This window comes from Paraburkholderia sp. DD10 (assembly GCF_049177125.1).
Classification (GTDB): Bacteria; Pseudomonadota; Gammaproteobacteria; order Burkholderiales; family Burkholderiaceae; genus Paraburkholderia; species Paraburkholderia terricola.
Genome location: NZ_CP185392.1, coordinates 1,319,924 through 1,338,907, shown reverse-complemented (window position 1 = coordinate 1,338,907; position 18,984 = coordinate 1,319,924). Strand labels below are relative to the sequence as shown.

Here is an 18,984-nt window from a genome sequence, read left to right as displayed (position 1 = left end):
GCTCCATCAGCCTCGATAAGGAACGTGTGCGCGCGTCATGCGCCCGGCCTCGCGGAGACATCGGATTGCGTGTCCTCGAACGCGGGCAGGCAGATGGTAACAGCGGTGCCCTCGCCCGGCGCGCTGAGCACCGTAACCTCGCCGCCGTGACGCGTCACGACGGTCTTGACGAACGCCATGCCGAGCCCCGCGCCGCCCACCTCCGGCCGGTCGGTTTCGTGAAAACGCCGGAAGCGCTCGAACAGATCGGCCTGCTGCTCCTTGGGAATGCCGTAACCTTCGTCGCGGATCGTGCAGGACACGCGCCGCGCGGCGCCAGGGGTCGCCGTCACGCCAGGAAGATTGTCGAGGCTGCAGGAAATCCGCGTGTCCGGCGGACTGTACTTGATCGCGTTGTTCAGAATGTTGACGAGCGCGCGCGTCATCAGCGAACGGTCGGCGCAGATCCAGTGGCCTTCGTCGAGCTCGGCCGCGCCGCCCGCGTCCGTTTGCAGCGTGATGCGCTTCGCGTGCGCTTGCGGCCAGACTTCGTCGCTGGCGTCGATCATCAGCTCGGTCAGGCTCACCGGTTCGAGCAGGTAGGTTTGCGATTCCGCGCGCGCCAGTTGCACGAAGTCGTCGGCAAGCGTCAGCGCGCGCTGCGCGTAGCGTTCGATGCGCTCCAGCAAGCCGCGCGCGAGCACCGGTTCGCTGCGGGCGCGCTCGATTTCCACCAGCGCCAGAATCGACGCCTGCGGCGAGCGCATATCGTGCGACAGCAGCCGCAACGCGTCTTCCCGTTGACGCTCGGCCGCATGCAGGGCCGACACGTCGACGAGACCCGCGATCCAGCCGGTCGTCTCGCCATGCGCATTGGTGCAGTTCGCGTAGCGCAGCAGATGGTCGCGCTCGTGCGCGTCGCGCACCTCGACGCCCTGCGCCATCAGCGCGGCAAATTCATGCCGCGCCGGATCGAGCGGCGCGGGCCAGTGAGCATGGGCGAGCAGATTGTTGTCGGCGTCGGACGCATCATCGGACGCACCCGACGCGGCGCCCCGGTCGATGGTCTTGACGAAGCTCAGCCCGCCGAGCACCGCCTGCATCGGCCGGCCTTCCGGCGGCGGCGCGCCGAGGCGAGCGAAATGCGCTCTCGCGGCATGGTTGGCGATCAGCACGACGCCGTGCAGGTCGCTGACGAGAATCGGCTCGGGCATGCTGTCGAGGCTGTCCCACACGAAGCGCTTCATGTCCTGCACGCGCTGCGCGGCCTGCGCCATCAGCGCCATGTGCTGCTCCAGCACGTCGCCGCCGAACTCGCGGCGGCGCTTGGGCGTTTCGGGCAGCAGGTGCGGTTCGTCGGCGAGGCGCTGCAACTCTTCGCGCAGATAGGCCATCGTCATTTCGAGGCGCCGCCAGTTCCAGATCGGATACACGACGACCACGCCGGCGATCGCCGGCACCGGCGACATCCATAGCCGCAAGCCGTACAGCAGCACGGCGCTGCCCGCGGCGGCGAGCGCGCAGAGCGCGCCGGTCAACAGCAGCGAGCGGCGCGGCGACAACACCAGAAAGCCGGCCAGCAACGCGGCTAGCGGCGCGAGCGAGGCCAGGAACAGCGCCCAGCGCCCGACCGGTTCGATCTCACGGCCGCTCAGCAGCGTGTCGAGCACGTTCGCGTGGATGTAGACGCCGGGCAGCGGACCCAATTCGCCGGATACCGGCGTCGCGAACCGGTCATACAAACCGGACGCGGTCACGCCGATCAGCACGATACGCCCGCGCAACTGGTCCGCGTTCACCTCGCCGGCGAGCACGCTCGCGAAACTGACTTTCGCGTAGTTCTGCGCGTTCGGGCCGAACGGGATCAGGAAGCGGCCTTCGCCTTCGGCAGTGTTCGATGAACGGATCGCCGCCGCCTCGCTGAACGACCGCCGGCGCGGCAGCCGCTCGTTCAACTGAATCGCGCCGTGTTCGACGGCTTGCGCCACCGGCACCATCAATTGCGGCCAGCGTGACGTTGCGTCGCCCTCGAACTGCGCGACGCTGCGCACGATGCCGTCGCTGTCCACTTCGAGGTTGATATGGCCGAGCCCGGCCGCCGCGTGCGCGAGCGGCGCCACCGGTTCGACGACGACGCGCCGCCCCGCGCTGTCGGGCGGCGTGAGCAGCACCGGCAGGTAGGTCGGAGTCAGCGCGATCGCGCGGGCCAGCTCGGCGTCCTCGGGATTGGCCTCGGTGAACAGCACGTCGTAGATCACCGCGGCGGGCTCGGCCTTCGCGATCTGTTCGAGCAGTTTGGCGTGGGTGCCGCGCGGCCACGGCCAGCGGCCGAGTTGCGCGATACTGGCGTTGTCGATCTCGACCACCACGATATTCGGCAACAACGGCGGTGCGCGCAGGCTCAGAAAGCCGTCGTAGACGAGATTGTCGACGCTCGCGGTCAGCCGCCCGAGCGAGGCGAGCAGAATCACGACGAGGCCGAGACAGCCGATCCCCACCCATTCGAACAGGAAGCGGCGGCCGGCGCGCCGTCCGAGACGGGCGCGCGGATCGAGGCTCAGGCGTGTAGGTGTAGTTGGCAAAGCGTCGCGTGGTTGATGAAAAGGGCCGGCTGGGTCGCCGGGCCCCGTGAATCTACCAGCGTCAGCGCGCCAGCGTAAACGAGCGGATGCTGCTGCTCGTCTCGTAGAAGCGGCCGTTCTCGAACTGCTCGGTGATGATCGTCCAATAGTAGACGCCGGCCGGCAGATCGCTCACGACGAATTGCCCGCCGCTCAGATCGGTGCGGTCCACGATCGGATGGCGCAGATCGGCGCTCGCGGCCAGCACGAAGCGAAAGCGCGTCTCGCCCGCGGCGCGGCTGACGAACCAGCGGAATTCGTAGTCGCGGCTGCCGGCGCGCTGCGCCGCCGATGCGGCCAGCCCGAGACGGCGCCGCTCGAAGCCGTACACCTGAGGCATGCCTTCGAGACCGTGTCCGTCGATGGCCGCGATGCGCACGAAATAGGTGCCGTCGGCCAGATTGCCGAAGTCCGCGTGCGGCGCGCTCACGCGCAACTCGCGGATCAGGTCGAGCTGGTCGGCGTCGCGCGCGATCTGCACGCGGTAGGCCACGGCGCGCTCGGCCGGCACGAGATCGAACGCGACGGTCTCGCCGTCCTGCACCTTGGCGGGCTGCGTGAGCGTGGGCGCGGGCAGCAACTCGACGGGCTCGCCGATCGCCTCGCCCGCGCGCGTGATGCTGCCGAAGCGCGCCTTCACGAGTTGCGCCGACGCCTGCAGCGGCACGCCGGGCGGCGGTCCGGCGCGGTGGGCGGCGGCGCCGGGATCGACGCCGACCGCGCCGTCCAGCACCTCGACGGCGGTGGTTTGCGCGTCGCCGTCATAGGCCACCTTGAAGCGCGTGCCGCGCACGCCCGCCACCACCGACGGCGAGCGGATCTGAAAACGGTCGTCTTTTTTCGTCGCACGCGTGACCTGGCTCTCGACCGCGCCGCGGCGCAGTTCGAGAACGCGGTCGGCGGCGCCCGTCAACGTGGTGCGGCGCAGCCTGCCGATGTCCAGCTCGCCTTCCTGCGCGATCGTGACATGCGAGCCGTCCGGCAATTCCAACGTGACGAAACCGTCCGGGCCGGTGCGGATGCGGTCGCCTTCGCCGAGCGTCGTTCCGGGCTTGACCGGCAGATAGGGGTTCTTGCCGAACGCATGCTCGACCGGGCCGCTCGTCGCGATCACGCGGGCCGATTCGGGATCCTGTTTGAGCCGGTCCGCCGGCAGGCGCAAGGCGATGCCGGCCGGCATGCGGCGCGGCGCGGGCATGTCGTTGAGGCGGCTCAACACCGCCCAATCGCCCGGCGCCCGCAGATAGTGGCCGGCGATGTCGTATAACGTGTCGCCTTCGCGGGTCAGGTAGGAGACGTAGGCGGGCGCCGGCGTCGTGATGCGCGGCTGCGGCGCACGCGGCGATTGGGCATGCGCCGACACCTGCGCGAGGCAGGTCATCGCCAACACGCTTACCGCCGCGAACCATGCGGCGCTGCGGCGAACGGATAAACCCGCGCGGTGGCGCGGAGGCACGACGGCCGAAACCGTCACGCCTCCCCCGCCTGCGGGCGTTCGTGGCCCGGCGCGGGCTGCGGGCCGGATTCGAGCCGCTCCAGCCGGTAGCCGTAGCCGTAGATCGGCGTCAGACGGTAGCCGTGTTCGGGACGCAAGCCGAGCTTGCTGCGCAGCATCGATACGTGGGTGTCCATCGTGCGCGACGGGATGTCGGTCGCCTGCTTCCAGATCACGTCGAGAATGTGCGCGCGCGACAGCGGCCGGCTCAGGTGCTGGAACAGCAGCAGCGCGAGCTCGAACTCCTTTTGCGTGACCGCCACCGTCGCGCCGCGCACCACCACGTGCTTCGCGCTCAGATCGAATTCGAAGTCGCCGAAAATTTCTTTTGCGGCGGCGGGCTTCAGGTGATACGCGCGGCGCAGCAACGAGCCGACGCGCGCCAGCAGCACCGCGCCGGAGACAGGTTTGACGACGTAATCGTCCGCGCCGGTGTTGAGGATCGACGTGATGTCGGTCTCGCGGCCGCGACTCGTCATGAACAGCACCGGCAAGCGCTCGGACAGGCTTTCGCGCACCCAGCGCAGCACCTCTTCGCCCGACATGTCGGGGACGTTCCAGTCCAGCACCAGCAGATCGAACGTCTGTCGCCGCAGTTGCCGCACGAGTTCACGGCCGGCGCCAAAGGCGTGGCAGACATGGCCGGCCGTAGCCAGCGTTTGACAAACCAGATCGGCCTGAGCCGAATCGTCATCCAGGACAGCTATTCTCATAAAACCCCGCAACGCGACATCGTCATTCGTAACTGGTGGCCGGCAAACCGGCGGATAACCGGGATGACGGCGCTTGCACCGACGATCCGGCTTGCGATTTCATCTCCCGCCGCACATTTTTCGATTAATGGTCCTGCGCCCCGCGCCCCGTTCGGCTATGCAACCCGACTATCCTGAAATCGCCGCGAACGCCTCGCTCTTATGGCTTTATCGCGCGGTTATTCGTGGGGCAGGTCATGATAATCGAAAACTGTCGCGGCTTTTCCGGGTTGCCGTTAATCGGCAATCCGGCCGGCTCTGCGATTGGAGCCGCTCCCTGCACGTCCCCCGTGCGCTCTCAGGCTTCGCCGGTTCTTCGCCGGTTTTTTATCGACCTCTAATCGGCCGCTCTTTGAATTGTTGGTCTCACTCGCGCGGTGATTCGCCCCGTCTGCGTTTGTCCTGTCTCGCCGCTGCCGCTCCCGTTCTCGCGAAACAGCGATTTGACAATTTGCGAGTCAGTATAGAAACAGTCTCAAAATAAATCGTTTAAGGATTGTTAAGCGCGTTTCGGCTCGATGGGGCGGCACGGCGCAGCGTGCGTAATGAAGATCGGGATTGGGGATTCACGCGATGAGATAAAAATGCGGCGTCGCCTCGCTCGAGCCCGACGCCGCTTAAAAACACCACACGCTCGCGGGGGTCTAGCCACACGAGTGAGATGAAATTAGCCGGTACAGAAATCCAGTTCAAGATGAAAGAACTTCATTTGTAACGGGCGGGCCGGTAGCTCTTACGTGGAGGTCATTGGCGGGCACGCGTCGATCGACGTGCGGCTTGCCGCAAAAATCGTATGACCTGAAGCGGTGCGCGGCTCTCCATTTACAGATGCAGACGTTTTGTTACAGCGCCACCACGCCTCCGGGTAGCGACGCGTTCTTCGCACGCTAACGCGCCCGGTGCAACAGAGCATGAGGCCGCGCCGCCTCATCTTCCGCCCTCGATTTCCGGCATCGGCGCGAACAGCGCGTCGAGGTCGTCGTCGGAGAATTTGGCCGCGCCCGCGGCGTCGTCGGAGAGAATGCTGTCCGCGAGGCCCGCCTTCTGCTCCTGCAGTTCCACGATTTTCTCCTCGATGCTGCCGGCGGCGATCAGCTTGTAGACGAACACGGGCTTGTCCTGCCCCAGCCGATGCGCGCGGTCGGTGGCCTGATTCTCGGCGGCCGGGTTCCACCACGGATCGTAGTGAATCACCGTGTCGGCGGCGGTGAGGTTCAGCCCCACGCCGCCCGCCTTCAGGCTGATCAGGAACAACGGCACCTCGCCTTGCTGAAAACGCTCGACCGGCGTGATGCGATCCGCCGTGTCGCCGGTCAGGATCACATAGGGAATTGCGGCGTCTTCGAGCGCTTGTGCGATCAACGCGAGCATGCCGGTGAACTGCGAGAAGAGCAGCACGCGGCGCCCTTCCTCGATCAGTTCGGGCAGCATCGACAACAGCAGATCGAGCTTCGCCGAACGCATCGCGCGCGCGCCCTTTTCGGCCTTTTCGGCCTTCTCGTTCTTTTCCGCGCGCGCGCCGGTCGTCGGTCGCTTCTCGTCGTGCGCGTCGACCTCGTCGGCGATCTTGATCGTTTTCACGAGACGCGGATCGCAGCACACCTGGCGCAGCTTCAGCAACGCATCGAGCACGATGATGTGGCTGCGCGCGAGACCTTGCGCGCTGACCGCCGCGCGCACCTTCTCCTGCATCGCCGTGCGCACGGTTTCGTAGAGATCGCGCTGCGCGCCTTCCAGATCGACCGAGCAGACAATCGTGGTCTTGGCCGGCAACTCCTTCGCGACCTCGTCCTTGCGACGGCGCAGCATGAACGGCCGGATACGGCGCGCCAGCAGCGCGCGGCGCACGCCGTCGCCGTTCTTCTCGATCGGATTGCGCCAGCGCCGGGTGAAGTCTTTCTGGCTGCCGAGAAAACCCGGCAGCAGAAAATCGAATTGCGACCACAACTCGCCCAAGTGATTCTCCAGCGGCGTGCCGGTCAAGCACAGCCGATGCCGCGCGCGCAATCCGCGGATCGCCTGCGCGGCCTTGGTGGTGGCGTTCTTCACGTACTGCGCTTCGTCGAGAATCAGCAAGTGATAGTCGTGTTCGGCGAGCACCTTCTGATCGCGCCACAGCAGCGCGTAAGTCGTCAGGATCAGTTCGTGTTCGCCGATCTGCTCGAAGCGCTCCTTGCGCTGCGGGCCGTTCAGCACCAGCACCTTCAGCTCGGGCGCGAAGCGGCGTGCTTCCTCGCGCCAGTTGTGCACGAGCGTGGTGGGCACCACGATCAGCGCGGGGCGGTTCAGCCGCCCCGCCTCTTTTTCCGCGAGGATGTGCGCGAGCGTCTGCACGGTCTTGCCCAGGCCCATGTCGTCGGCGAGCACGCCGGCCAGATCCTGTGCGCGCAGAAACTGCATCCAGTTCAGCCCCTGCTGCTGATACGCGCGCAGTTCCGCGCGCAAGCCGCGCGGCACGGGCACCTCATGCAAGCCCGGACCGGCTTGCAGACGCTGCGCCAGTAGACGGATCGAATCGTCGCCGCGGAATTGCCAGCGGCCGGTGCTGTTCAACGCTTCGAGCCGGCCCGCATCGACGGAGGGCACGCGCAGCGGCGCGCCGTCGGCGAGTGAACCGCCGAGCGCGTCGAACAGGTCGACCAGCACGCGCACCACCGGCTTCAGACGATCGGCGCGCAAGCGCAGGCGCTTGTTTTCTTCGGTCTTGAGTTCGATCGGCTCTTCGTCGGCGATGCTGTCGAGCGCGCCGCCGAGCCAGCGCCGGTCACGCCGGAACAGATCGGCGAGCAGCGGTTCGAGCCGCACGTTGCGCTCGCCGATGCGGATGCCCATCTCCAGATCGAACCAGCCGTCGCCCGCCTGGTGCGCGGTGCCGTCGATCGCGTCGATCTCGATGACGTTGTAGCGGAACTCGGGCGCCATCGTCACGCGCCAGCCCTTGCTCACGAGATCCGGCACCGCGTGGTTGACGAACGCGGACCAGGCGTCGGCATCGGGCAGGCCGAGCATCGTGTCGGGCAACAGCCGCGCGCCGTAGACGCGGCTCGTGGGCACTTTCTGCAAGCCCGTCTTGCGCAGTTCGAGCAGGCGTTTTTTCTCGGCCTCGTAGCGGCGGCGGATATGGATGACGTCGCCGCCCGGCATCGGCACGAGCGTGACGCTGCTGTCGACGTTGATGCTGACGCCGTCGTAATCGAAACTCACGCCGGCGAGCTCGACGGCTTCGGGCTTGCGCTGCGCGGCTCGGCCCGCCGACGGCAACGCGTGGCTGTTGAGCGTGAGCACCGGCACCGGATCGACGTCGATCACGCGAATCGCGGACGCGTCGTGTGCGGGCGGCAGCGGCAGTTCGGGCGCGATCTCGCGCAGCACCGAGGCGACCAGCGGCGCTTCGGCGAGCGAGATCGGCGGCATCGCCAGGTAGTCGGGCAACTGCTGGAACGGCAGCGACGATTGCACGATGCCGGCTTCATGCGCCGCGCCGTCCACATACCAGACCGGCTCGGTCGGCAGGACCATGCTCGCGCGCGGCTCGGTGCACAGCACCGGCCGCAGACGCTCGTCCGCGAGCGGCTCCCACTCGATCCGGCCGGGCCGGTCGGCGCCGCGCGACAACGGCGTCGGTCCTTCCCGACCGGGCTCGGGATCGAACTCGAAGAACAGACGCCCCGTCGCGATCAGCTTCTGCAGCATTTCCGCACCGCTCGTGCCGCGCAGAATGAACTGGCCGAAATCCTCGCGCGAGCGGCCGAGCCACAGACCGCGCAGGATCGACAGATCCTCGTCGGAGACAAACTTCGGTTGCTTGAGCAGCGCCGACTCCACATTGCTCCAGGGCTCGTCGACTTCGAAGATGGTGCCGTCGGCATTGCAGCGCGCGCGGTACAGCACGACTTCGTGGCGCATGTGAAAGTTCGACCAGTTCAGCAGATACGCGAGCGTCTGGGTGCGCGCGGCGCCGCCCTTTTGAGCGAGCGCATCGGCGGCTTCGGCGCGCGCGCGAAACCGTTCGAGCCAGCTCACCAGTTCGGGCCGCACGCCCGCCGCGGACTCCGCTTTCGCCGTGGATCGGGCCTCGCGGTAACCGCCGCGCTGAGCGTCGCGGTCGTCGGCATCGTCATCGACGTAGATGACGTGGTCCATCTCGTCCTGATACTCGAGCGCGGCGAGCAGCAGCGCGGCAACGTGCTTGCAGTTGCGGCCAACGGGGCAAGTGCAGTCGCTCTGCGCCCAAGGCAATCCGCCGCCGTTACGGAAACGCACCCGCGTTCTGTACGGACTGGGTTGCGTGCCCTGTACGTCGCCGCTCAGCGTCGTGCCGCGCCATTGCATGTTAGTGACGGCGCCCACCAGGCGCGCCTTGGCGACGGTATGGTCACCCAGCCATTCCGCAATCCGTTCCCGATCAAAGAAAACTGACGACATCAGGGTCCATCCTATTCGAGCCGGCGAAGGCATCGTGCGCGGACAGACTCGGCGCGGCAGGCGCTAGGCGGCGCCTGCCGGCGCGTTTGCGTCCGGCATCGAATGCCCGTGGTAACCGGCCATTTTACGCGTCGGATGGAATTGGCTGTGGCGGCAGTACGCCGCGCGCGGCTCAATCGGCGCTGTCCGTCGGCATGCTGCCGCTCGCGACGCGGTTGGCGGCCGCTTGCGCGGCGAGTGCCTGCTTGTGCTGCTCGACCTGCTGCGCGAATACAGGGCTCACGTCGGGATACGATGCATCGGTCACGTAGTTCAGGCCGTTCGCCTGCGCTTCGATCAGTTCCTGGTACACCTCGGCGCGGGTCTTGCCTTGTGCAAAAGCGCTCGACGAAGCGGCCAGAACGACAACGGACAATGCGGCGAAAGCGATCTTCTTCATGATGAACTCCAGGGGGTGTTGTGCGGGTTTGCATGAGGGAAAACCACGCGTTCGCGGCTTTTATTCCTGCGGCAACGGTTCCGAAAAAACAAACTTCGAAGCGGGAATAAAGCGGCCGGCGAAGCGGTTTGCACGCGTTCCGAGGCGCGGCGACGCCAGCACATGGGCTGCCAAAACCGGCCGCCGGATAGCGTCCGGACGGACGCTGCGAACAACGCGCATCGAACGTATGGAATAAACCGCCGTCCGGGTGTGTTCGCTCCCACATGGCTGATACTCGACAACCGCCGACCACCGCCGACACCATGAACCCGACCGACGCCCCATCCGACCCGCCGCTTTCAGAAGCCGACATCCAGGCCTACGCCGACGGCACGCTGACGCCGGAACGCGCCGCCTTCCTGCGGGACTATCTCGGCAAGGACCCGGCGGAAGCGCGCCGGGTGGCCTTCTACGGCAAGCTCAACGCGCAGATCCAGCAGGCCTTTCAGACCACCGACGAACCGGTGACGAGTCGTGTCGCGCCCTGGCGCCGCGCGCTCGAACGCCTGAATGCGGCGCGGCGTCGAAGCAGGCTGCTCAACACGCTGATGGCGCTCGTGCTCGCGGCGGTGACCGCGAGCGGCTGGCTTGCCGCCACCCAGGTGTCCGCCGAGGCGCTCGACAATGCCGCCGTCATGGCGTTGGCCGAAACCGACGCCGCGGGTTTTTCCGCCGCGTCGCGGACCCGAACCGACGCCTGGGCGCCGGATCTGACGGCGATCGGACTGCGGCTGGTGGATCGGCGGTCCCTGTCGCTCAGCCCGTTCCAGCGCGCCAGCGAATTCGTCTATCTGAACGGGGACAACCGGCCGGTGGTGGTGATGTCGAGCCTGGCGCTGCTAGCGCCGGCGCAGCCGCAATGGAGCGCGCGCCGCATCGGCGCGGTCCGTCTGCTGACGTGGACGGCGCGGCGGCAGCGTTTCGTGGTGGCCGGCGAAGCCCGCACCCACGGCCTGATGCGCGCCGCCGACGCGATGACGATGCACTGAGCTTTGGCGCAACCTGACGATCCGATGTCACGCGAACGGAATAAAATGCGCCCAAGCGTGTTCCCCTCTCAACCGCATCAATTGCCCTTCCAGGCGGCCCGAGCGACGGCCGCCGCTGCCGTGCTCACGAAAGGCCCCACGACTGGGATGAAAAATGGATGTCCGTGACGAGTTGATGGAGCATGTGCCGCGCTTGCGGCGCTATGCGCGAGCGCTGATCAACAATCGCGATCTCGCCGACGATCTGGTGCAGGACACGCTCGAACGCGCGCTCGGCCGCACCGGCATGTTCCAGCAAGGCACCGACCTGCGCGCATGGCTGTTCACGATCATGCACAACGTCTTCGCGAATCAGGCGCGCAAGGCGTCGGCGCGCGCCGTCCATGTGGCGGTCGACGACGAAAGCATCCACGAAAGTGAATTCGCCGTGCCCTCCGATCAGATCCGCTCGCTGGAAATGCGCGACCTCGACTACGCGTTGCAGCGCCTGCCGATGGAACAGCGCGAAGTCGTGCTGCTGGTGGGCCTCGAGGAAATGAGCTATGCCGACGTGGCGCTTGCGCTGAACATTCCGATCGGCACGGTGATGTCGCGGCTTTCGCGCGGGCGCGAGCGGCTTCGGGCATTGATGGCGGGCACACAGCCCGGCGCAAGATTACAGGTGGTGCGATGAGCGACCAACAGACGCCGATCGGCGAAGAAGAACTGCACGCCTACGTGGACGGCACGCTGTCCGACGAACGGCGTGCCGAGGTGGAGCGCGCGCTCGAACAGAACCCCGAGCTGGCCGCGCGCATCAGCGATTATTTCTCGCTGAACAACATGTTCCACGAGCGCTATGACCGCGTGCTGAACGAGCCCGTGCCCAATCGCTTGCAGGCACCCGCGCCGCGCCGCTGGCGCATCGCGGCCAACTGGCCGCAGTTCGCCGGCATGGCCGCGGCGCTGGTGCTGGGCGTGGGTATCGGTGTGGGCACGCACATGGGGCGCGACGTCGTGGCGCCGGTCGTCGGCCGCGCGGACACGCGGGCGGTCAGCGCGGACGGTTCCGAAGTATTCGCGCGGCAGGCGGCGCTGGCGCACGTGGTCTATATGCCGGCCGTCGACCGTCCGGCCGATATGACCGCGGATCACGAACAGGATTTCGTGCAATGGCTGTCCAACCGGCTCGGCACGAATGTTCATCCGCCGATGCTCTCGAAGAGCGGCTTCAACCTTTCGGGCGGCCGTCTGCTGCCGGGCGCCGACGGCCCCACCGCGCAGTTCATGTATCGCGGACCGAACGGCGAGCGCGTGACGCTGTGCATTTCGCGCCGTCAGGTGAACTCGAACACGACCGCGTTCAAGCTGTATCAGGACGGGCCGGTGAACGTGTTCTATTGGGTCGACGGCGACTTTGGCTATGCGGTGTCGGGCGGGATCGATCGCCAGGCGCTGCTGCAACTGTCGCACGACGTGTACTCGCAGTTGACGGGTGCCGCGCCGGGTTGACGCTTATCGCGGCGTCGCAATGCGGCGGGTATTCAGCGTATCGAGTTCGATCATGCTGCCCGAATGCGGGCTCGATCTGATCAACTCGCGTGGCGTGACGCCCAGCAACCTGCCCATCCAATGCGCCATGTGACTCTGATGCGCGAAGCCCGTATCCAGCGCGATCCGGCTTGCGCTCAGGCGGCCTTCGAGCAATAGCGTTCTCGCCCGCTCGACTCGCCGCCGCACCACGTACTGATGCACCGGCACACCGAGCGTCTCGCGAAACAGCACCTTGAAATGCGGCACGCTCAGATCGGCGAGCGCGGCCAACTCGGTTAGCGTGAGGCGCTGGTCGAGATGCGCCTCGATAAACTCGATCACGCGCGCGGCGGTTTTTGGTGCGAGCGTGCGCCGCTTGTCGTCGAGCGTCGGCGCGCCGCCGATCAGCCGTACCACCATCGCGGTGCAAAGGCTCTCGGCGTAAAGCGGATCGGATGCGTCGTCCGCCTCCAGTTCGGCGTGTAAGGCCCACGCGAGATGCTGAAAGCGCGGATCGCGCATCTGCATCCGCGGACGAAGCCGCGCCTCGCTCGACTTCAACTCCAGCTGCTCGACCGTCCTTTGTGCGAACTCCACGCCGATCCATACGCTGAAGATCGTGCATGCGGACTCATCGCTCCATTGCCCATCGAGTCCGGCCGGGATCACATCCGCGTCGCCATGCGACTGAATGCGCGAATAGCGGCGCTCCTGGCATACGCAACGCGCCCTGACCGGCGCGCCCACATGCACGCCCACACGGTGATGCTTGAGCGGGGGAACCCGATGCGAGCCCGCCGACACGTTGACGAGTTCCGCGCCGAAGCCCTGCCAGCCCAGCGTCTTGCTGGACCGTACAGCAATGCGGGAACCGCTATGCGGTTGCGGTAGGGGTGTCACGGCATTCATCGCGTCCTCTCGTGGATGGCGGGTAACGTGGCTTGCATTGTGCTGCGTTTTTCGCCGCTTCGCTTGACGCTTGTTACTCCACCCTGCCGCCGGGGTGGCGTCGCAAGCGAAACAATCATCCGAATCTGCGCATCGCGATCCTTGTCCGCGCGTTTTCCGCTTCGCGCCTCCCTATGATGGCCGTGTCCATTGACGAAGGAGCGCAACGTGTTCGTGATTTTCGGAGCAGCAGGCAATGTTGGCGGAACGAGCGCCGCGGCATTGCGCCGGGCCGGACGACCGGTGCGCGCAGTGGTCCGCGACGAAACGCAAGGCGCGCCGCTGGCGGAAATCGGCTGCGAAATAATGATCGCCGATCTGCTCGACCCACCGACGGTCGCGCGTGCAATCAAGGGCGCCCATGCGGTGCAGATACTGTGTCCGGTGCCTCGGGCGCGCGCCGATCCCGCATCCGACATGCGGCGCATGATCGAGGTCGCCGCCGACGCCTTGCGCGCCGATCCGCCGCAACGCGTACTCGCGCTTTCCGACTACGGCGCGGAACATGCGAGCGGCACGGGCATCACGACGCTGTTCCACTACCTCGAAACGCAGTTGCAAGCTGTTGCCTCGCAACTGACGTTTCTACGCGCCGCCGAACACATGCACAACTGGGCTCGGGTGTTGCCGATCGCGCTTTCCAAAGGCGTCTTGCCGAGTCTGCATCATCCGTTGGACAAGCTGTTTCCCACGGTGGCGGCGCGGGATGTCGGGCTGCTGGCCGCCGAACTGCTGCTGGACGAACAGCCGGCAAAGACCTCGCCGCACGTGGTGAGCATCGAAGCCAGGGAGCGCGTGAGTGCATTCGATGTGGCACAGGTCGTCGGCGAATTGGCGCATCGCACGGTGGTCGCGCGCGAGGTGCCGCGTGGCGAATGGGCTGCCACGCTCCATGCGGCGGGACTCGGCCAACAGCACGCGCGCCTCATCACGGATCTGTACGACGCGCACAACGCGGGCCGTATCGATGTGGAAGCGGAAGTCAGCGAGCGGCGCTTTGGCGCGACCGCGCTGGCGGAGGTGCTGGCGGAGGTGCTGGCGGAAATAGTGGCGCGGGTCGCTGCTTCGGCTTCGGCTTCGGCTGCACCGTAACGGCGTTGCCCTTCACAGGAGAGACAGCATGGACATGTGCCCCTTGCTGCGCGCATCGGCGCAAGTGCGAAAGATCGCGGACGGTCGTTCCGCTGCAACCGCGCCAACGCGGGCACAGTCGAGCGCCAACGCGCGCTATTGGCTGGCGTTGGCGGCAAATTTCGTGGGATGGCTAGGCTGGCGGGCACTGCGGGACGTGCTCAACGCGATTCCCGACAGCAACGACGATTTCGGTTTGTTCTGATTCGCCGAGGGGGCGTTCCCGCTTTCCACGCCACGGCGTGTCTTGATCGATCCAGCCGAAATACGATCCGGTTTCGGTCGTGTCCGTGCATTCCTCGGTGAATGATGGTCGGTACCAGTCACAGTAATCCGCCCTGGGCAAACTTGAGCGGTGTGCTTGCTTTGCCAGCGAGCGGCTTCCGCGGTTCATGTGCGGAGTCGCGGTTTGCATTGGACGGGCTCGCCTGGGCAGTTGGCGTCGTTGCTGGCTGGGCCTCCTGATTTGCATCTGTCGAACCGTGCGGCCTCGCGACGGGAGCGGCAGGCACCGCCAGGCTCGCTTGAGTACTCAATGCCGTCGCCGGTGAATTGCTCGACGCCGGCGGAGTCGTGCTTGCAACAATAGGGGTTTGGCGCCACGCCTCGCAGCTCGTCACGAATGGCACGGCTTGAGCCACGAACGGTGGCATGGCGAGATGCATCTGCGCAGACTGTTTTTTCTGGATCGTGATGACTTGAAGAACAGGTTACCCGGACCACCAAGCGTGATGTTGCCGTCCTTGAACTGGGCAAACGCGCCACCGCACTCGAAGATGACTTCCCTGGCTGCGGAGAGGTTCAACCTGCGGTTGACGCTGGCCATGTCGACGTCCCGGTCCGCGGCGAGTGACATCGGGCCACGCCGGGCCTGGAACTGAACCGGGCCCTCGCCGCGAAAAGCCATGATTCCGGAACGGGCAGGTCATGTCATTAGCCCTGTGCGTTCTGATACTGCCTACCAGGTGCGTTTTTTCAGCGTATAGCCGTAAAGCCCATACTGGGTATTGGTCGCCGGGTCGAAATAGACGCCCTGGGTGATGCCATCATTGGTTTCGTCCCACGACTTGCCGTAGTCGCGACTGACAAGCGTGAAGTCGCGAGGCGCGCCATTGCCTGTCGCGTCCGTCGCGTACCATCGCGGTACTTGATCACGAAACCGTTCAATGGATTATTGATGCCGTTTCCTGCGATCGCCCAATGCAGATTGTGGTCATAGGGGGCGGACAGTGGCCTCCCATCTGTCCCGAGCAATGGCTTGCCGGACGGATCGCATGGAAGAAGGTCGACGGGCACGAGCTTGATCCGTACTGTCGCACACAGTGTCTTGGTCGGATCGTCGTATGACAGTTCGAATGCCGTGTCAAACTGACTACCACTTAGTACCGACTTTCCGCGCATGTCAGGAGGCGGCCACGGCGTGTCTTGATCGATCCAGCCGTAATACGATCCGGTTTCGGTCGTGTCCGTGCACTCCTCGGTGAATGATGGTCGGTACCAGTCACAGTAATCCGCCCTGGGCAAACTTGAGCGGTGTGCTTGCTTTGCCAGCGAGCGGCTTCCGCGGTTCATGTGCGGAGTCGCGGTTTGCATTGGACGGGCTCGCCTGGGCAGTTGGCGTCGTTGCTGGCTGGGCCTCCTGATTTGCATCTGTCGAACCGTGCGGCCTCGCGACGGGAGCGGCAGGCACCGCCAGGCTCGCTTGAGTACTCAATGCCGTCGCCGGTGAATTGCTCGACGCCAGCGAAGTCGTGCTTGCGAGAATAGGGGTTTGGCGCCACGCCTCGCAGCTCGTCACGAATGGCACGGCTTGAGCCACGAACGGTGGCATGGCGAGATGCATCTGCGCAGACTGTTTTTTCTGTATCGTGATGACCTTGAAGAACAGGTCACCCGGACCGCCAAGCGTGATATTGCCGTCCTTGAACTGGGCGAACGCGCCACCGCACTCGAAGATGACTTCCCTGGCTGCGGAGAGGTTCAACCTGCGGTTGACGCTGGCCATGTCGACGTCCCGGTCCGCGGCGAGTGACATCGGGCCACGCTGGGCCTGGAACTGAACCGGGCCTTTCGCCGCGAAAAGCCTGATCCCGGACTTCTGCGCAAACAGCGAAATCGCTTCGCCCACCGATGCCGTGAACCGTTTGAGCACACTGAAGTCCACGTTCCTCCCGGCGACAGCGCTGACGCTGTCCTGTGCCGAAAGCTGGATGCCGTCGCCGGCCACGAGTGCCGCCGATGCCGGGGTGCTCATGATAAGGCCCGGCTTTTTCAGCTGGTCGAAACCGTCCTTCATCTGCTGCTGCGCATCGGTATCAGCGGGCCTGGCCTTCGCGCTGGTTGCGCAGCGTTCAAGCGCTTTGGCGAGCTCCAGCGCGCTCTCCAGCTGCGCGATGGTTTCCTGCATGTCAAGCTGACTGCCGCCCGCGCCGGGGCGGTCGTACGTCGTGATCATCACGCCCCTGCCGGCGCGGATCACCCCCCATCCCGAGGTCCTGAGCTCATAGCCTTCACCCCTGTACTCGAGCTTCTGGTTCACCAGATAGCCGAGATTCAGTTGTGACTTGCCCGAGTGCTCCGTGCTGAGCTTGATCCCTTCCTGGCCTGCCCAGTCCTCCATGCGCAGCTTGTTGTTCTTCTGCGTGCGGATCGTGTTGCGCGAGAGCCAGCGCCGGTCGTTCGTCACCAGATCGCGCGCCTCGCTGTGGTGATGGAAGGCGGTGATCTCGGGCTTGTCGGGATCGCCGTCGCGGAAGGAGATCACGGCTTCGTCGTTGTCCAGCGCGACGAAGTGCATGCCCGTCTGCAGCTTGCCCGCGAAGGGCTTCGCGAGGCGCAGCGGCACGCTTTCACCGCCCTTCGGCCATTCGGCAAAATCCGCGTCGAAGCGGACGACGTAATAGCCCGCAGCATTCAGATAGCCATAGGTGTATTTGTCCGGGCTGCAGATACGCGCGCTGAGCGTCCCGGCGATTCTGGGCCAGGTGTCCGGTTTCAGTTCGAGGCGAAAGCGCCGGTCAGCGGGAATCGCCCTGTAGCTGTTGGTGTAGGGTTTGTCACGCGCGCCACGATGCCTGAGCTCGATGATCATCTGGCCTTTGGGCGCATCGGGCAGCACGGCGTCCGTCTCCAGCACTCGCGCGCACTGCAGCGCCAGCACGTTGCTTTCGCCCTCGTACACTACCTGCCGCGCGATTGCCGCTTCATGACGCAGCTGCGCCTCCCACTTCGCGCCGTCCTGATCCAGATGATGCGTGCCGTAGATATACGGCTGGCCGTAGGTCGTGGAATCCTGCGGGGCGATATTGGCCTCGTCGCGAAAACGCTCCCAGGCGGCCTCGGGGTTGTAGTCGGCGACCACGAACGACTGCGGCACCGTGACCGTGTGCGTCCTGAGCGACGTCACCGTCTCCACGCCACCCGCCTCGAGACCGACTGCTTCACGGTACGGCACCACCAGCTGCGGATCGTAGAGATAGTGGTCGATGTCGTCGCCAAACACCACCTGGTCGCCGTGCTCGGTCTCGACGATATAGAAATAGATGCCTGTCTTCTCCATGAGCATCCGGACGTAGGACAGATCGTCGAGTTTGTACTGGAAGCGGAACGGCTGTTTCGGGTACGGGTTCCTGAGACGGAACGAGTACTGCTCCGGCCTGAACCCATGACGGCGCATCACCAGCGCAATGATGTCGGGAATCGACTGGTGCTGGTAGATCTGGGTATTGGTGACCGCGGCAAGCCGTCCGACATGGGACCTGAGCACCACCCGGTACTTCGTGAAGTCCTTCGTCGTCTGGATCGTCGAGAAACGCTCGATGTACCCCGAGAACTTCTTCGGCGCACCATCGTCCGGCACGATCGAGAAAGCCGCGTCGCGGCTCAGGTAGTCGTTGCGCGACAGCTGTTGCGGATGGGTCAGTTCGATCTGTACTTCGACGGGCTCGCCCATCCTCTCGGTTATCTCGAACGAGACGACCGACAGTCGGGCCGCGCTGTCGGTGCCCGGCACATCCAGAAAATGGCGCTGCCGCCCCGGAACCGCCATTACGCCGGAGACCGCCTCTCTCGCATCGTCATACAGGCTTGCCATCTTCTATCGACTCCTCACCTGATCAGCACTGCTTCACGACCGTTACGCGCGACAGATACATCGGTCGCGAACGATACCTGTTTGGGGAGGAAACGATACGCGCCTTCATCGCGCGGGTGAAGGGTCCGAACAGCTCACCGGCGGCGTCTGTTGTTTTTAACCGATCGCTGACGACCGGACGTAGTCATTGTCGCCGCCCAGCCGGCCAACGAACAGGAACGCGCGCAGGTCGGTGAACTGGCGCGTCAGGTTCAGCAGGCCACGGGCCAGACGGTCAAGGTGGCGTTCGCCGATCAGGGATATACCGGCGAAGAGCCTGCGCAGGCGGCACTCGATGAAGGAATCGAGCTTCAGGTAATCAAGCTGTCGGAGGCGAAAAAGGGCTTCGTGCTGTTGCCGCGTCGCTGGGTGGTCGAGCGCAGCTTCGGCTGGCTCAACCGCTTCCGTCGACTGGCCAGAGACTACGAGCGATTGCCCGAAACCCTGGCTGGTTTGCACTTCGTCGTCTTCTCCGTGCTTATGCTTATCCACTTTGCAGCCCTTAACAAAAGTGCCTAA

The 18,984-nt window shown here is 65.4% G+C and carries 13 protein-coding genes and 1 pseudogene; 6 read left to right on the top strand and 8 right to left on the bottom strand.

Annotation, left to right across the window (positions count from 1 at the left end; translation table 11 throughout):
- Positions 1 to 35: 35 nt before the first annotated feature.
- From ACOCG7_RS06160 to ACOCG7_RS06140, 5 genes are all read right to left on the bottom strand, one after another.
- Positions 36 to 2,561, bottom strand: a complete 2,526-nt coding sequence (locus ACOCG7_RS06160; RefSeq protein ID WP_421377222.1) for a CHASE2 domain-containing protein — start codon at positions 2,559 to 2,561, stop codon at positions 36 to 38.
- Between the two features lie 61 nt (positions 2,562 to 2,622).
- Positions 2,623 to 4,074 carry a FecR domain-containing protein gene (locus ACOCG7_RS06155; protein WP_421377220.1) on the bottom strand — a complete coding sequence of 484 codons (1,452 nt, stop codon included), beginning with the start codon at positions 4,072 to 4,074 and terminating at the stop codon, positions 2,623 to 2,625.
- Positions 4,071 to 4,808, bottom strand: coding sequence for a response regulator transcription factor (locus tag ACOCG7_RS06150; protein WP_073432596.1), 738 nt, complete (start codon positions 4,806 to 4,808; stop codon positions 4,071 to 4,073). Before ACOCG7_RS06150 ends, ACOCG7_RS06155 begins: the two co-directional genes overlap by 4 nt.
- Positions 4,809 to 5,774: 966 nt before the next feature.
- Complete coding sequence (locus ACOCG7_RS06145) at positions 5,775 to 9,272, bottom strand: SNF2-related protein (RefSeq protein ID WP_421377218.1); 3,498 nt, start codon at positions 9,270 to 9,272, stop codon at positions 5,775 to 5,777.
- Positions 9,273 to 9,444: 172 nt separating this feature from the next.
- On the bottom strand, positions 9,445 to 9,711 hold the full coding sequence (locus tag ACOCG7_RS06140; RefSeq protein WP_073432594.1) for a DUF4148 domain-containing protein: 267 nt from the start codon (positions 9,709 to 9,711) through the stop codon (positions 9,445 to 9,447).
- Between the two features lie 305 nt (positions 9,712 to 10,016).
- On the opposite strand from ACOCG7_RS06140, the gene ACOCG7_RS06135 reads away from it, so the two are divergent.
- From ACOCG7_RS06135 to ACOCG7_RS06125, 3 genes are all read left to right on the top strand, one after another.
- Positions 10,017 to 10,742, top strand: coding sequence for an anti-sigma factor family protein (locus ACOCG7_RS06135; protein ID WP_421377215.1), 726 nt, complete (start codon positions 10,017 to 10,019; stop codon positions 10,740 to 10,742).
- Positions 10,743 to 10,896: 154 nt separating this feature from the next.
- A complete protein-coding gene (locus ACOCG7_RS06130; protein ID WP_347143669.1) occupies positions 10,897 to 11,415 on the top strand; it encodes a sigma-70 family RNA polymerase sigma factor in 519 nt (172 codons plus the stop codon).
- Positions 11,412 to 12,233, top strand: a complete 822-nt coding sequence (locus ACOCG7_RS06125) for an anti-sigma factor (RefSeq protein ID WP_347143668.1) — start codon at positions 11,412 to 11,414, stop codon at positions 12,231 to 12,233. Before ACOCG7_RS06130 ends, ACOCG7_RS06125 begins: the two co-directional genes overlap by 4 nt.
- A gap of 3 nt (positions 12,234 to 12,236) precedes the next feature.
- On the opposite strand, the gene ACOCG7_RS06120 is transcribed toward ACOCG7_RS06125, so the two are convergent.
- Positions 12,237 to 13,163: an AraC family transcriptional regulator gene (locus ACOCG7_RS06120; protein WP_347143667.1), complete on the bottom strand. Its 927-nt coding sequence runs from the start codon at positions 13,161 to 13,163 to the stop codon at positions 12,237 to 12,239.
- A gap of 207 nt (positions 13,164 to 13,370) precedes the next feature.
- Here ACOCG7_RS06120 and ACOCG7_RS06115 point away from each other — a divergent pair, with 207 nt between their 5' ends.
- Positions 13,371 to 14,294, top strand: coding sequence for an NAD(P)H-binding protein (locus tag ACOCG7_RS06115; RefSeq protein WP_347143666.1), 924 nt, complete (start codon positions 13,371 to 13,373; stop codon positions 14,292 to 14,294).
- 28 nt (positions 14,295 to 14,322) lie between these two features.
- Positions 14,323 to 14,538 carry a hypothetical protein gene (locus ACOCG7_RS06110; protein ID WP_347143665.1) on the top strand — a complete coding sequence of 72 codons (216 nt, stop codon included), beginning with the start codon at positions 14,323 to 14,325 and terminating at the stop codon, positions 14,536 to 14,538.
- A gap of 411 nt (positions 14,539 to 14,949) precedes the next feature.
- Here ACOCG7_RS06110 and ACOCG7_RS06105 read toward each other — a convergent pair whose 3' ends face one another.
- The gene (locus tag ACOCG7_RS06105) at positions 14,950 to 15,240 is read right to left on the bottom strand and encodes a DUF2345 domain-containing protein (RefSeq protein ID WP_421377211.1); all 291 of its coding nucleotides are present in this window, start codon (positions 15,238 to 15,240) and stop codon (positions 14,950 to 14,952) included.
- Between the two features lie 594 nt (positions 15,241 to 15,834).
- The gene (vgrG, locus tag ACOCG7_RS06100) at positions 15,835 to 18,426 is read right to left on the bottom strand and encodes a type VI secretion system tip protein VgrG (RefSeq protein WP_421377209.1); all 2,592 of its coding nucleotides are present in this window, start codon (positions 18,424 to 18,426) and stop codon (positions 15,835 to 15,837) included.
- Positions 18,427 to 18,624: 198 nt separating this feature from the next.
- On the opposite strand from vgrG, the pseudogene ACOCG7_RS06095 reads away from it, so the two are divergent.
- Positions 18,625 to 18,984: pseudogene (locus tag ACOCG7_RS06095) on the top strand (transposase); the annotation flags it as partial.

Bases quoted from the DNA above. Each gene is read 5' to 3' on its own strand.
- ACOCG7_RS06110 (WP_347143665.1), top strand. From the start codon at position 14,323: ATGGACATGTGCCCCTTGCTGCGCGCATCGGCGCAAGTGCGAAAGATC.
- vgrG (WP_421377209.1), bottom strand. From the start codon at position 18,426: ATGGCAAGCCTGTATGACGATGCGAGAGAGGCGGTCTCCGGCGTAATG.
- ACOCG7_RS06140 (WP_073432594.1), bottom strand. From the start codon at position 9,711: ATGAAGAAGATCGCTTTCGCCGCATTGTCCGTTGTCGTTCTGGCCGCT.
- ACOCG7_RS06145 (WP_421377218.1), bottom strand. From the start codon at position 9,272: ATGTCGTCAGTTTTCTTTGATCGGGAACGGATTGCGGAATGGCTGGGT.
- ACOCG7_RS06150 (WP_073432596.1), bottom strand. From the start codon at position 4,808: ATGAGAATAGCTGTCCTGGATGACGATTCGGCTCAGGCCGATCTGGTT.
- ACOCG7_RS06125 (WP_347143668.1), top strand. From the start codon at position 11,412: ATGAGCGACCAACAGACGCCGATCGGCGAAGAAGAACTGCACGCCTAC.
- ACOCG7_RS06130 (WP_347143669.1), top strand. From the start codon at position 10,897: ATGGATGTCCGTGACGAGTTGATGGAGCATGTGCCGCGCTTGCGGCGC.
- ACOCG7_RS06120 (WP_347143667.1), bottom strand. From the start codon at position 13,163: ATGAATGCCGTGACACCCCTACCGCAACCGCATAGCGGTTCCCGCATT.
- ACOCG7_RS06105 (WP_421377211.1), bottom strand. From the start codon at position 15,240: ATGGCTTTTCGCGGCGAGGGCCCGGTTCAGTTCCAGGCCCGGCGTGGC.
- ACOCG7_RS06135 (WP_421377215.1), top strand. From the start codon at position 10,017: ATGAACCCGACCGACGCCCCATCCGACCCGCCGCTTTCAGAAGCCGAC.